Below are 11,503 nucleotides of genomic sequence, written 5' to 3'. Positions count from 1 at the left end.
GAATTAGAAGCGGCGGGTCAGGGGCAAACGCCAGTAAAAAGCACAGGCCATGCCGTACCAGTGCGCGCCGAGGGGGCCGATTTTCTCTAGCCGAATCCGTTCATTTTCCGTGTCGGTGTCGGGGTTCGGCAGCCGGTGTTCCGCCTCGTCCAGGCGAATCTGTTCCAGTAGGATCAGCAGGGCGTCGCGGGCCTGAAGGCGGGCCGTACGCCGGGCGGCAATGCTGCCATCGGTCTTATACAGCACGGCCATACTGCCCTCGATCCGGCTGGTGTAGTTATCGCGGTTAGCCGATAAATCTTCCTCAAACGCTTCCCAGACCAGCAGGGGAGCGCTGCTCAGGGTGTTTTTGGCCGCTTCGACGATCTCTTTGGGATCGCCCACCTCTTCCACGTAAATGAACTGCGCGGCCTGCTCACCGGGCACGTGCGGGAGCAGGGTCTTGCCGTAGTCTTCATATTGCTGATCCGTCATGACTCGTTGAGTTTATCGGCCTCCTCGATCAGTGCCTGAAGCGTGGTTAAGACCAGGTACACGTTAGTTTGCTCCAGCTGGGCGTAGGTGCCCAGCGCCCCGGTCTGGCGGGCCAGGCTCAGCCCCACGTCGAGCCAGGTACTGGAGCCGGATCCCGCCTCCGAGGGGGTGAAGATCCGGGGAAACAGGCGGATCAGTTCCGTCCGTGCCCCCACGTAGTTGTAGTGCGTGCCGGCAATCATGGATCCGGCCCAGTGCTTCTTAACCAGCCCGGCGATTTTAGGCAACAGTTTGGAGTTGAAATCAGGCGGCCCATCAAAGGAGAATTTCCAGCTGCGGCTCACATCGACAGCGGCCACCAGATCATACAGGCTCTCGGGGTTACCCCCGGTGTACTCGCTCAGGGCGGCCTCGGCGAAGAGAAAGCCCCCGAAGGTGAGATTCTCCAGCCCGTCCCCCGGCCCCCAGAACCGCCGAAACCGCACCCTCACCCGGCCGCGCATCCATTTCGTTGGGGGCGTATCCAGCCAGCGAAGCAGCTCCAGCAGGTGGAGTTTCTGATCGGTAGTCAGGGCCTCCAGGTGCGAGAGCGTCAGCCCCGACCACAGCATCAGCAGGGCGTAGGCGTAGTGCTCGGTCTGCCGGTGCAGCACGCGTTCGACCTGACCCCATTGCTTCGGGGTCAGGTCTTCCCAGCACGCGGGGAGCGTGTAGTGGCGGAGTCTACCGTCAGGCAGGCGAAGGCTGAAGGCGTGCATCAGGCGGTGGCGGGCTTGGGTTTACTACCGTTGACGTTCCGCGTGGTACGGCCCACCGATGTTTTAAGGTCTTTGACCTCATTCATGAGCTGCTCGTGGCTGGTGCGATTGGTTTCCTGCATCTGGTTGATGGCCGTGGCCAGTTGCCCGTTGGAGGTCACGTTATCGCGGGTCATACCGACGAGCATGGTCTGGGTATTGGCCCGCTCGATGTCATGCTTTTCCTGCTGGGCCTTTAGCTCGGCCGTGTGGGCGAGCTGACGGGCATCGGCGGCGGTGATCAGGTCTTTGACGTAGTTGACCAGCTTGTAGATAGCCACGATCAGTACGGCCACAAAGGGCGTTGCCTTGAGCATTTCGCTCAGGGCGGACATGATGTTGAGATCCGGAGTCGGAGTCATATAAAAAGGAGGGTTTAGGTACGTTGGAGGAGGGGTTAAATCACGTCGTAGGCGGTCTTTTCGACCACTTTGCCCTTGACGGTTACGCGGGCAATTCTGGCCCGGAGCACCTGCTGACGGTTCTTGCCGTTGGCCCGAAAGGAGACGTGCACCCAGCGGGGGTTACCGGTCTTCTTGTCGGGATGCTCCAGAATCAGCTGATCAAACACGAAGTTGGCCCGGATGTAGGTCAGCAGCTCCAGATTAGTCAGAAAACTCAGCCCGTCACAGTCGATATCGATGGCCTGCCCCAATGTGTGGGCCGAGGTATCTGATGCGCCGGGAATGACCTTATTCAGCGACGGGGAGCGAAAAAAAGAGCTGATGGGGAGGCGGTACAGGTAATGCTCGCAGAGCGGCGCATAAATGGTCTCGTAGACCAGCAGCATGTTGGCCCACTGGGCCGCGTTGGGCGTATTGGGGATGCCGTGGGCAATGGCCGTGTCTGAATAGGTGGCCTCCTGATAGGAGCACCATTTACCCAGGGGGGCTTTTCCCTTCACCACTAGCTCAGGCAGTTCGATCGGCCCCAGCGTGGAATTCTCGTCGTCTAGCTCTTCCATGATCTAGCGAAGCAGAAGAAACGTGCCGACTGAACCGATAGCCACCCCGACCACAAATAACCGCCCGGATCTACGCTTCAGATCAGCCTCGTACTGACTCAAACAGTCATAAAGCATCATGAAAGTAGGTGTGGCCTCGATCCGTTTCCGGTACCGGCGTGGCAGGGCATCCCGGATCAGGTTATACACGCGCCTGGCTTCGGACAGCTCTGCTTCGGCGGTGCTCAGTTCAGCCTCCAGTCGGCGCTGCTTGGCCTGATCGTAGCTGGTCAGCGTATCACCCTGAGCCACCACGTTATGGATGGCAGCCAATTCAGCCTTCAGGGCCGCAATGCGCGCCTCAGCCTGCACGTACACATTATCCGCCGCCTGGGCAAACTTGTAGAAATCAGTGATGCTGATGGCCGTCAGGCTTTTGGGGAAATCAGCGGGCAGTGTCCGGGGCGGCTGGGCGGAGGCCAAACAGGCTATCACGCACAAACAGATACTCAGTAACAGCGTTCTCATACGGTTTTTGGGTTTGGTAGGTACGTTGGTGGGCGGCTTTAGCGGTGTCTTTGGCTGTGGTCACCTTGCGCTCCAGGCGCTGACGAACCGTGTCAACGTGCGGGGCTGTGGTGCCGGATTGTCCTTTCTGGGACTTGTTGCAGCTGAGCAGTAGCCCGCCCATACCAATCGATAGCAGGGTGGTCAGGATCGCCGCCGTGATCCAGAAGAAGCGTTTTTGGGTAGCGTTCATGGTGACGGGAAGTTTAGGCAAAAAACCAGCGGAACGAGTCGCAGATGATGCTGACGGTGACCTCATGGCAAAGCAGCCACTTTAGCCAGGACAGAGGCGCGAAAAACAGGTTAACGATGGCCCAGAACAGGCTGTGGTGAATCTGAAAGCCGATCAGGGCCGTGGCAAAGCAGAACAGGGTATACAGGAAGCTGCGCATGGGAATAGAGGGGTTTACAAGCCAACAATGCGATCGCCACCGATCCGGGTGGCGCGGAGCTGTGGTGCGGCCGGATCCGGGGCCGGGGTAACTACCAGTATCTGAAGCGTGGCGCCCGTCTGCTGCTGGTAGTAGCGGATCAGGCCGTCGATGCGGGCACTGTCCTCGACGGGTTTACGGTAACCCGCCGCCGTGGAGGCCTCCGATACGCCCAGTACCTGAAGGCCCGACTCGGTAATGTCGATCTGCCGCTCGCGCAGACAGATGGCCAGCGTGGCGAAGACCAGGGCTTGCTGCACCGTCTCCAGTTGCTCATCGGTGAGCTCTTCCGGATCCAGGGCTAACCGGGTCAGGTAGGGACGAATCTGTCCCCGCTCGGCCCGGCGCATGCTGGGCAGCATGGCCTGATAGGTCATCCGGCGCGAGTCGATGAAGTAGAACCGATCGAAGATCGCCGCCGAGGGCACCAGGAGCGGAGCCGGGCGGGATTCGACCCACGCGGGAAAATCGGCGGGGCTGCTCTCCAGCACCATGAGCAAATCTTCCACCGCGTCCCAGCCCTCGGTCTTCAGACTGGTCTTGACCTCATCGTACTGCCACTGAAAGGCATCGCCTTGGGTGCCCGATGACTGGCGCAGTACGCCCGCGTCGGTGATCTGCACGTTCTGGATCGGCAGGGCTTTAAGCAGAGCCAGATTGCCCACCGATCGGCGCATGTAGGCCAGCGCCCGGGTTTGGGCCGCGTTGGGGGCGGGTAAGCGGAGCAACTCGTCAATCAGGCCGAAGCCCCCCAGCAGGCGGGCCAGCACGGCCTCGGCGCTGCCCAGGTAGGGACGCAAACCGTCAAGGTTCGTATCCCGGTTTACGTTGACGGCGGCTTTCAGCTGGTCGATGGTGGCAATTAGCTGGCTCATGCGGCGGCGGGGGTTGTCACCGCCTGCGTGGAGCCGCCCGTATCGAGCGTGGTCAGGATGGTGTCTTTGAAGTTAAACGTCAGGTCAGGGTAGCGCTCGTACCAGCCGTTGTACTCAGCGACCAGCTCCAGGGGCTCCAGTACCCGGTCGCGGTAGGGCTTGGCTTTGGCCAGCATGATCCAGAAGGCCTCGCGTTTGTTGGAGCCTCCGTTGGTGGAATTGGTGCCCGCACTGGAGAACCCGAACAGGGTCGGATCCACGCCCAGGGCGTAGAGCAAATGAGACGTACCCTCGGCCATGTCCAGGTTGTACTTCCCGTCGCGGGCCTTGTCATCGAGCACGTTGATGACGATACCCATCTCGCGGTTATCGTTGCCGAAGCCGGTCCACTTCTCGGTCAGAATGCCCTTGTTGGCGTTTTTGACGTCGGTGAGCCGGTCCATCAGATCCGCCAGAAACTCATCGCGCAGCTTGAGCTGCTCCTGCTCGGTGGCATTGGTCCACTTGCTGCCCCAGACTTTTTCCCAGTACTCAGTCGGCACTTCGATGTGGTACCGAAGCGTCATCTGATTCTGAAGGCCGTACTTCTTAAACTGGGGAATGGCTTCCAGTACCGCCAGCCAGCCCGAGGAGCGGGCCGCATCCCAGGCGGCCAGCTGATAGTGCGCTTTGCCTGGCGAGGGAAACGAAATGGGGTAGATGATTTTGTAATCCGGTTGACCCCGCAGCCATTCGGCGCGGTCGTAGCGGTAGGGATTCAGGGCCTTGATCTTGGTCGTTTCCGGATCGGTAGCCCGGGCCTCGGGCCAGTTGGCGTTGACGTAGACCGTATCCAGCTCCCCGCGCGCATTGGCCCGGCCCCAGCGGCAATCAGCCGTTTCGTTGTTGTGCAGCTGCACAATCTTTTTGCGATCGCGCGACAGGATCAGTTCCGGGAACCCGTTCCACCACCAGGCCATGTCCAGATTGGCCTCGAGCAAATAGCGCTTGGTGGCCACTGAGCGCAGGAAGGCCTTGATCTCAGGATCATTGACCATCGTGGTGCTTTCCTCGTCGGCTGAAGCGATGACGCCTCCGCCCATCCACAGCGTGGCCGTGTCGGTCAGGGCGCGGGGGATAATGGTGGATTTGGAGGCGGTCTTGACCACGTCCTGGGGGAAACTGTTGTTCTCGCCCCAGTAAATCAACTCGTTATCACCGGGCTGATTGGCCAGCTTGACGGGGGGCTGAGTCGGGCGAAAAACCGCACTGGTGCCGATCTGGGGAAGACCCGAGACAACGGCTTTGGCAGTAGGCAGGTAAGCCACCGTACCGCCCGCGTTAAGATGTATGGGCTGGTCCATTAGCGCACGGGGTGGGCATTGATGTACATGATCAGGTGTAGATGCAGCTGCCGGATCTGGTTGTTATCCAGATTCCGGATGTGATACATCCAGTCCCGTTTGCGCGGGCCGTTTGACGCCGATCGGGCCGGAGCTATGCGCTTGGCGTCGTGGTGGTCATCTCCGCGCCGGGTCAGAACGGCCCGCGCAAACTGGATAGATTCGCCACCCGTCTGCTTGGTCTCGTCGGCGGTGACAAAGCAGATCGAGAAGGGAACGGGGAGCCCGTTCTTGTCCGTCTCTTTCATGATGGCCAGGGCCTGCTGAAACGTGATCAGTGGCGATTTCATGGGTCAAAATTGCCCGCTGCCAGCCGGGGGAAACAGGTCACAACTGAATCTTATCACCTTTCGCCCCAAAAAAGGAGTCTTTTTGGTCGCTTTCAGGCAGTTAGCCATTTCAAAACCAAAACGCGAGGGGCTTTTCACGCAGAGGACCCCGCCACGCACTACCGGTCAGATGCAATTGCACCCCCCGTTTCCGGTGATATATGACAGGGGTTGTCGTGGAACAGGCAGGGCCGTGGAACGTTGCGTACGTACTTGGTGCAACAAAAATGCCCGATCACAGCGCGATCGGGCATTCCATATTACTCTCAAAATGCTTAGACAATCTAAGCGTCGTTACGCACCCTTGTTGTAGGTACGTGGCTCATAGGGTACGGCCTTGATCAGGCGTATACCTAATTGCTCTATGTCTTTCACGTGGTCAGCAGGGATGATACCACGAGCGACCCAGTTAGTAATGGTGGCCACGCTGGGGATATTGAATTTCTTGATATACCGGGTAGGGGTGAGCCACTCGGTCAGGGGGTAGTCTACCCCATTCAGGCGCAGCACGTCGCGAAACTCGGCTACCAGGTCACCGGCCTGATCGATGAGCACGTCGCGTTTGTTATCGTACTTCTGCCAGATCTCGGCAATGTCTTCGGGGCTCACGTTGGGCTGTTGTTCTAACTGCTGAATGGCTTCACGGGTGGCAATGCACTCCTCAGCCGTGCCCATCTTATTGAGTTGCTTGTATACGTCGATTAGGGTAAGCATGTGTTGGTAAGTGGTTAGGCCGGGGCCAGTACTGGCCCCGGCTGGTTGGTTATTTGATTTCTAAGAATACGGTCTCACCTGCTTTCTTCGCCGGTGGATACACCCGGAAGGTGTCGCCCGTGCTTTCGTCGGTGTACATCGTACCCGTGTAGGGAATGGCTTTCAGGTACGTTTCGTGTTGCTTTCTGGCTTCAGTAGCCTGAGCAACCACCGCGTTCAGGTTGGCCCACGTTGGGTTCAAGCTGTAATCGTATTTAGTACCTGATTCCTTCACGGTCATGCTCACCCCGTAGCGGTTAATCCCTTCTTTACCGTAGGCCCGAACCTCTTCGATCGTGGCGGTTTTGGCCGACTCTTTCAGGCACGTAGCCAGAAACTCCAGCCGTGCGGCCTGAGCCAGCAGACTGATCGAGTCGCCCCCGTCTTCGACTAATTGGCGGACAAATTCAGTGGCAAACTGAGCCAGCTCTTTTTTCGTCGTGGCAGTGGCTACTTGCTGAGGGATAAGAAGATCGAAGTTCATAACTATTTGTTGTTGTTAGTAATCAATAAGTTTAAGAAGGTGGGGGCTGGTTAGGCCCCCTTTGGTGTTAGTCGAACATTTCCAGTGTATCGTACAGTTGGAGCAGCTTCCATTCCTGTTGTTCGATCATCCGTTCACATTCCTCCATGAGTTCCGGGTTGCGGACCATTCGGAGGCGGAGGTCGTAGATGTAATCCTCCATCAGGTGAATTTGCTGTGTTAAGCGCTTTTTGATACCGTCTTGCATTTTGAGAGTTGTTTTAATGCCCTCCCTTTGAGGACATAACAAAGGTACGTATTGTTTAGTTACTAAACAAATTACAGAGACGCTATTATTGATTTTTTTACGATAAAAAAGGGTCAAAAAAAAGACGCAAACAGACTAGTTCTGTTTGCGTCTTTTTTGTTGTTACAACTTTCTATTTCGCCTATATCTTGGCTTTACTTTAAGATGAAGCCCTCTACTCTTTTTATTCTGAATCTTTAGTTTCCAATTCTCTCGAATTGTATATAATTTTCCTAGTATGTGATATTTAAGATAACCTACAGGTTCAAGTATTAGATTTTTTGAAAATTCCTTTTGAATGTCTTGTACACTTTCTTGTAGAGACACAACTTTAATTTCTTCGAAATTGGTTTTCGACTTAGCTTTTTGAAGCCTAATGTATTTTTCTAATTGATCTTTGCTTTTTAAACTTTCCTCAGTCAGTGAAAAATTCTTGAATGGCGAATTCTGAGTATGATCCTCCCGTATCTTAATAATCTCTTCGATACCACCCTTAAACTTGAACGTAACGAGATATTTGATTCTGTCGCCATAGCCTTTACCTTGATGATGTAGTCTATAAGGATAAATTATAGCCGTGAAGTAATTATTGAAGAAGTCATCTACAGCATCCCAGATTTTCAAATTTGTTTTGACTACGTATCTACCATCTGTTGTTGATAAATGAATTTGCTTCGTTATTTTCTTATTCTTAAATAGTTCATTTATTTGAGTTGAGCTCATTCCTTCCAGATATACTACAACTGGATCATACGTTTTTCTGTAAACTTCGAAGGGTCTCAATATTAATGGCGAATCTCCAAAATCTTCAATCAGTAGGTAAATATTGTTGCTTAATTTAAGGTATATCTTCAAAATTACTGTAGACCGATCCTTTAAATTTTCAAGTAGAACACTAGAAATATAATCGTTATCAGATTCTATTGTTGATGTTGTACCATAACCTCCTCTTACTTGATGACCTGATTTTAATAGATAGGTAAAAATAGTATAAACAAGCGCAACTATAGAAATTAGTAAAGCAATTATTGCTACTATTAACCCTGTTAAACTGATCAATTCATCCTGGTTCATTTTTAGTTTTGGGTTATACGCCTGTATCGTATCGCAACCTATGCATTGTTAACTAAAACAGCAAATTCCTTGGATAGCTAAATAAGTTATCCAAGGAATTTGCTGTTTTAGTTGGGGGGTATCGCCTTTTGTTTATTGATTAGGCAAAACCTTGTAGCAGGGTCAGATCGCTGTTACTCAGTCGCTGGTGGCGCAAACCGCCCTTGTCGATAATGCACCTCAGGTACTCGTCATCAACGGCCTGAGATCACCACTGCCCCCCATCAGCACCGTCAGCCACCAGAACAGGGTATCGGCCCCGTCGGTGAGGTGGGTGGTCAGGCTCTGATCGATCGTGGTGGTGTACTTCTCATCGGTCTTATCCTTCTCAAAGCCGTTCTTGCCCTGTTTGGTACCAGCCGCCAGCATGGCCGAGGTGCCCACCAGGGTATTCTCCCGGTTGAATCGCTGACGGGCCACGCCGGGCGTTTTCTCGCGCAGGGCCTTACCCCAGGCAATGTAGCGCTCATGATGGCCCGGAACCTTGCCGATGTAGCGCTCGGTGACCTTCCAGCCGTTTTTCCTCAGCGTATCGATCACCACCGAGGCGTAGGTGTTCTTGCCCAGCCCTGAGCCGCCCACCGCCGTCTGATCAAAGACAAAGTCCACCTGCTTTTTGAGCCGGTATTTGAAGTAATCACAGAAGGCCTGAGCCACGTCGACGGTCTCGTGCGGATGGGGCAGGTAGAAATGGTTCAGGTAGCGCACCTCGTCAAAGCCAGACTGATTTTTGATGTGCAGGCGGCTCAGGCGCTGGCCGACCCACAGGCAGTTGAAACTCGCGCCATAGTCACCGGCGATGGTCAGCGATTGAGCCGGATCATCGTCATCATCCTTGCGGCAGTCGGTGAAGACCGCCCCAAACTCGTGTTTGTCGACAAAGCTGTAGTTGTGGGCATCGTAGCAGTGAATGTCCCGGTCCAGACTGGGGTAAAATCCGCCCTCGGTGGCCTGATCGCGCTTGGTCAGGATCTGGGCCAGCCACTTGGCGGGCGGCAGATCCCGCTTCTGCTGACGAAAGTAAGCCATGCCCAACACGTCGATGTTGACGAAGCTACTGGCCTCGAAATAGTACGTCAGATCCCGCCGCAGCTGATCCTGTAGTTTTCGGCACTCGCTGATGCGGGCCGTTGCTGAAGCGTTAGGCCCTTTCAGCAACCGCTGCTGATCATCGTAGACCGCCTGCTCCAGATCCAGAATCAGCTTCACGGCTTCCGCGTTGTGAGGCTTGGCCCCTTCGGTTTCGGCCTCAAAGATCCACTTAGCCTCCTTGCCCGTGGGCATATCGGTGGTGAACCACTCGCCGTGGTGGAGGTGACAGTGTCCGAAGCGCTCCCGATTGCCCCTTTTGATGGGGCGTACCTCCTCATCAAGCTTGCGTTTGTTGAGCAGCTTGACCTCATCGCCCAGCACCGCGTCGACGGAGAGGCCGTTGGCACTACCGGGCCGATCCTGCCCCACAAAGGGCACCACCGAGAGCTGCTGGCCATCGCGCACAAACATGCAGTGCTTGGGATCCAGCGGCGTGTAGTAGGGCAGTTTCAGGCCCAGACTCTTCTCGGGGTAGCGGCCCACCCAGTAGTTGCGATCCCGTTCGTAGCCGATCCGGTGCAGTCCGTTGAGGATCGCCGGGAGCGTACGGGTCAGGATCTGCATGTAGGTGGTCCCCAGCAGGGGGAACGAACCGCCGGGCATCTGTTTAACGCAGTCGTGCAGGTGGGGCGCTAAGATGCCGTCTGATTTACCCCCGCCCCGGCCGACCACCCCCGTAAAGTTCTGGGGATTGATCAGCCGGGCCATGATCTGGGCGTAGTTGACGTGCACGTCACGACGTACCTGATCGGGCTGTTCTACCTGGTTCTCGGTCATGGCAGGGGATCCAGTGGATCGGCAAAGGGTTCAGCGGGGGCAATGTCTTCAAAATCCACGTCACTGATCAACAGCTCCCGCGCGGCCCGCTCGCCCAGGTGGCGTTTGACCTGAGCCAGCAGGCCCGGATCCCGCTTGGCACCCACTAGCGCCGGATTGAACTGCATATGGACGTTGATCACGCCCGCCCCGATTTCAGCCTGAGGCGCGGGCTGGTCGTAACCACCCAGTTTGATCAGGTTCTTATCGCAGTTGGCCGCCACGGCAAGGTTACCCTTGGCGATCGCTTTCTGGCGCAAATCTTTGATCTGGGCCGTCAGGACGATCTTCTCAAAGTCTGCTACGGCGGGGGCGCAGTGGGCGTAGAAGCGCTTGGCGTGGCTGATCTCGTGGTAGACCTGGGCCTCGGATAGCTTCCACTCAATGCTGAAGTGAGAGGCCACCTCCCCGTCGTGCTTGGGATTGAAGCTCAAGATATAGTCGCGGATCTTCATCCAGCGCAGGGCGTGCGCTTTCAAATCGGGTGGTAATTCATCAATACCCCCCGCTTTGTACCACTTGATCAGGGCATCGAAGATTTCGTCAAACCGGTTTTTCATGGTGGGTCATTTGGGCTAGTAGGGCCTCGTAATGGGTTAGTTGCTGCTGGGCGGCTTCTTTCTTTGCCGGATCCGTGGCCTCCCGGACACGCTTGCGATACCGACTCACCGAGGCGCGTACATTCAGCAGTTTCATGGGCTCCGGCGCGGGTTCTTCCCGGGGATTGTATAGCGCATCCAACTCGCGGGTAATGGCCTTGATGCGCAGGGCCAGCACCCGCCGGGGATCATCTTTGCCCTCATCGGCCAGTATCGCCCGGAGCTGGGCTTTGGCCTCCGATCGCTCATTGAGCAGGGGCGGAATACCCAGATTCAGCACGGGCTTTTGCAGACTGGCCGGCGCGGGGACAGCAGGTGTGTCGACCGGCGCGATCACGGGGGCGGGCAGAGGAGCAATACTGGCCAGCGCTTTGGTGAGCGCATCGGATAGCTTCACCCGGGTGAAGCTATCCGATCCACGCTGGAGCAATCGCCCCGTGAGCGAGGCCGGATCAAGGCCAGTTTGTTTCAGTAGCTCCAGGCCGGCGTTATAATCGGGATTGGCCTGATCGAGCCAGGCTTGAATAGCTGCATGCATAGGAGGATAAAAAAAGGGGAGCGC

Annotated in this window: 17 protein-coding genes; all 17 read right to left on the bottom strand. The window is 56.0% G+C overall.

What is annotated here, in order from left to right:
- Positions 1 to 3: 3 nt before the first annotated feature.
- The 17 genes from ACAW87_RS12845 to ACAW87_RS12765 all read right to left on the bottom strand — a co-directional run bounded on the left by ACAW87_RS12845 (position 4) and on the right by ACAW87_RS12765 (position 11,479).
- Positions 4 to 426 carry a hypothetical protein gene (locus tag ACAW87_RS12845; RefSeq protein ID WP_370723797.1) on the bottom strand — a complete coding sequence of 141 codons (423 nt, stop codon included), beginning with the start codon at positions 424 to 426 and terminating at the stop codon, positions 4 to 6.
- Positions 427 to 470: 44 nt separating this feature from the next.
- On the bottom strand, positions 471 to 1,232 hold the full coding sequence (locus ACAW87_RS12840; protein WP_370723796.1) for a hypothetical protein: 762 nt from the start codon (positions 1,230 to 1,232) through the stop codon (positions 471 to 473).
- Positions 1,232 to 1,633 (bottom strand): hypothetical protein, encoded by a 402-nt coding sequence (locus ACAW87_RS12835; protein ID WP_370723795.1) that lies wholly within the window; start codon positions 1,631 to 1,633, stop codon positions 1,232 to 1,234. The genes ACAW87_RS12840 and ACAW87_RS12835 overlap by 1 nt, the downstream gene beginning before the upstream one ends.
- Positions 1,634 to 1,668: 35 nt before the next feature.
- A complete protein-coding gene (locus tag ACAW87_RS12830) occupies positions 1,669 to 2,235 on the bottom strand; it encodes a D-Ala-D-Ala carboxypeptidase family metallohydrolase (protein WP_370723794.1) in 567 nt (188 codons plus the stop codon).
- Between the two features lie 3 nt (positions 2,236 to 2,238).
- Entirely contained in the window at positions 2,239 to 2,742 is a 504-nt protein-coding gene (locus ACAW87_RS12825) for a hypothetical protein (RefSeq protein WP_370723793.1), read from the bottom strand.
- Positions 2,660 to 2,974: a hypothetical protein gene (locus tag ACAW87_RS12820; RefSeq protein ID WP_370723792.1), complete on the bottom strand. Its 315-nt coding sequence runs from the start codon at positions 2,972 to 2,974 to the stop codon at positions 2,660 to 2,662. Before ACAW87_RS12820 ends, ACAW87_RS12825 begins: the two co-directional genes overlap by 83 nt.
- 13 nt (positions 2,975 to 2,987) lie before the next feature.
- Positions 2,988 to 3,173, bottom strand: coding sequence for a hypothetical protein (locus ACAW87_RS12815; protein ID WP_370723791.1), 186 nt, complete (start codon positions 3,171 to 3,173; stop codon positions 2,988 to 2,990).
- Between the two features lie 14 nt (positions 3,174 to 3,187).
- Positions 3,188 to 4,087, bottom strand: coding sequence for a DUF6712 family protein (locus ACAW87_RS12810; protein ID WP_370723790.1), 900 nt, complete (start codon positions 4,085 to 4,087; stop codon positions 3,188 to 3,190).
- Positions 4,084 to 5,430, bottom strand: a complete 1,347-nt coding sequence (locus ACAW87_RS12805; RefSeq protein WP_370723789.1) for a hypothetical protein — start codon at positions 5,428 to 5,430, stop codon at positions 4,084 to 4,086. The genes ACAW87_RS12810 and ACAW87_RS12805 overlap by 4 nt, the downstream gene beginning before the upstream one ends.
- On the bottom strand, positions 5,430 to 5,759 hold the full coding sequence (locus tag ACAW87_RS12800) for a hypothetical protein (protein ID WP_370723788.1): 330 nt from the start codon (positions 5,757 to 5,759) through the stop codon (positions 5,430 to 5,432). The genes ACAW87_RS12805 and ACAW87_RS12800 overlap by 1 nt, the downstream gene beginning before the upstream one ends.
- A 333-nt stretch (positions 5,760 to 6,092) precedes the next feature.
- A complete protein-coding gene (locus tag ACAW87_RS12795; RefSeq protein ID WP_370723787.1) occupies positions 6,093 to 6,512 on the bottom strand; it encodes a hypothetical protein in 420 nt (139 codons plus the stop codon).
- Positions 6,513 to 6,561: 49 nt separating this feature from the next.
- Positions 6,562 to 7,035, bottom strand: coding sequence for a hypothetical protein (locus tag ACAW87_RS12790; protein ID WP_370723786.1), 474 nt, complete (start codon positions 7,033 to 7,035; stop codon positions 6,562 to 6,564).
- A 67-nt stretch (positions 7,036 to 7,102) separates the two neighbouring features.
- Positions 7,103 to 7,282 carry a hypothetical protein gene (locus tag ACAW87_RS12785; protein ID WP_370723785.1) on the bottom strand — a complete coding sequence of 60 codons (180 nt, stop codon included), beginning with the start codon at positions 7,280 to 7,282 and terminating at the stop codon, positions 7,103 to 7,105.
- Positions 7,283 to 7,444: 162 nt separating this feature from the next.
- Positions 7,445 to 8,395: a hypothetical protein gene (locus ACAW87_RS12780; protein ID WP_370723784.1), complete on the bottom strand. Its 951-nt coding sequence runs from the start codon at positions 8,393 to 8,395 to the stop codon at positions 7,445 to 7,447.
- A 219-nt stretch (positions 8,396 to 8,614) separates the two neighbouring features.
- On the bottom strand, positions 8,615 to 10,303 hold the full coding sequence (locus ACAW87_RS12775; RefSeq protein WP_370723783.1) for a hypothetical protein: 1,689 nt from the start codon (positions 10,301 to 10,303) through the stop codon (positions 8,615 to 8,617).
- A complete protein-coding gene (locus ACAW87_RS12770; RefSeq protein WP_370723782.1) occupies positions 10,300 to 10,902 on the bottom strand; it encodes a hypothetical protein in 603 nt (200 codons plus the stop codon). The genes ACAW87_RS12775 and ACAW87_RS12770 overlap by 4 nt, the downstream gene beginning before the upstream one ends.
- Entirely contained in the window at positions 10,886 to 11,479 is a 594-nt protein-coding gene (locus ACAW87_RS12765; protein ID WP_370723781.1) for a hypothetical protein, read from the bottom strand. Before ACAW87_RS12765 ends, ACAW87_RS12770 begins: the two co-directional genes overlap by 17 nt.
- Positions 11,480 to 11,503 lie beyond the last annotated feature (24 nt).

Source organism: Fibrella aquatica (genome assembly GCF_041321135.1).
GTDB lineage: Bacteria > Bacteroidota > Bacteroidia > Cytophagales > Spirosomataceae > Fibrella > Fibrella aquatica.
Note: the sequence above shows the minus strand (reverse complement) of the source record. Positions and strands in the feature narration are given on the sequence as shown.